This window comes from uncultured Campylobacter sp., from assembly GCF_938031315.1.
Classification (GTDB): Bacteria; Campylobacterota; Campylobacteria; order Campylobacterales; family Campylobacteraceae; genus Campylobacter_B.
Genome location: NZ_CALHHT010000003.1, coordinates 1 through 1,330, shown reverse-complemented (window position 1 = coordinate 1,330; position 1,330 = coordinate 1). Strand labels below are relative to the sequence as shown.

General features: G+C 39.2%; 2 protein-coding genes and 1 pseudogene. All 3 read right to left on the bottom strand.

Annotated elements, in window-relative coordinates; genetic code table 11:
- Positions 1-118: pseudogene (locus Q0236_RS00075) on the bottom strand (hypothetical protein); the annotation flags it as partial.
- A 202-nt stretch (positions 119-320) separates the two neighbouring features.
- Positions 321-854 (bottom strand): hypothetical protein, encoded by a 534-nt coding sequence (locus Q0236_RS00070; RefSeq protein WP_018137153.1) that lies wholly within the window; start codon positions 852-854, stop codon positions 321-323.
- Positions 855-1,330: molybdopterin dinucleotide binding domain-containing protein (locus Q0236_RS00065; RefSeq protein ID WP_297913515.1), on the bottom strand; the 476-nt coding region annotated here is incomplete at its 5' end.

Genomic DNA, 1,330 nt, shown 5'->3' with positions numbered 1-1,330 from the left:
GGGATTTGAGCTTGGTGTAGAGGTAGCAGCGCCCCGCCTGCCCCTTGCGACCGACGCGCCCTCGCAGCTGATGAAGCGACGCGAGCCTCATCCGCTCGGCGCCTACGATTAGGATGCTAAATTTTGCAAAGCGTTTTTGAAACGACTAGATAAAATGCTAAAAATTATAAAAGAGCGAATGATAACAAAGCGCAGTTTATAATACAAAATAATTTATCAGAATAATATTTTTTGACTTTTTGTTATTTTATCAAAACTAGTAGCTATTGCAATCTCATAAGAAGCCAAATTTAGATTTTTTCTAAATTTGGCCTAAAATTTTAATCTTCTTCTTTTGCGATTCCGTCTTTTGCAAAGGCTTGCATAAAGCGTAGGATTCTGGCTTTTTCTTCATCGTTTATTTTGGCAAATGTCTGCATAGCGGTTAAATATGCATCCCATTCGTTCATCAAATGCTCTTTTGGTTTATGAGCCGCGTGACATGAGCTGCAAGTATCATAATAAACAAGCTCGGCCTCTTCCCATGAGGCGTAGCTATTTTCATTTAATTTTTTGCTGTCTATTAGGTACTGCGCCTTTGGTTTTGCCTCTTGATTTTTAAGCATCAAAAAGGTTATCAACGGATCTTTTTTGTAGGCTAAGATATTTTTGTTATCCGTAACCTCTCCGCTAACTTCGATAAGCGATAAATCACCCTCTTGCTTTATAAATTTTACGGGCGTACCTTCGTAAATTTCGCCTACGACCTCTTTGGTTTTAGGATCAAGCAAATCGGCCTTGATATCAAAGATAAACATATCTTTTGCAAAAACAAAATTTGCCAATACTGCCGCTAAAAATAGAATTTTTCTCATTTATGCTCCTTTTATTATCGGTGTTTTAATGCCGGCATAAGCCTTGGCATCAACTTTTTTGATAGCCACCAAGCAAGTATTTATAGAAGTCGCTTGGGCCATAGTCGAAGTAGGTCTTGAGCTGGTTAATATATTTACGTGTCCAGCATTACATCTTGGATTTTCATCTGTTAAATTTTCAGGATCATACCAAGCGCCTTCGCTTATCGACACGACGCCCTTCATAATGTCTTTGCTTACTACGGCTCCTGCCAGGATTCTACCCCTGTCATTATAGACTTCAACCGTATCACCGTCTTTTATGCCAAATTTCTTAGCATCTTCATCGTTTATAAGCACTGGCTCTCTATTTCCTACTTTATATGCTTTTCTTACAAAAGAGTTATCGAGCTGAGAGTGGATGCGATATTTTGGGTGCGGACTTAGCAGATGAAGCGGATGTTTCTTTGCAAGTTCGCTATTGCCAAGCCATTCTG

What these genes read in the sequence shown, in the direction of transcription:
- Q0236_RS00070 (WP_018137153.1), bottom strand. Translation starts at nt 854, where the DNA reads ATGAGAAAAATTCTATTTTTAGCGGCAGTATTGGCAAATTTTGTTTTT.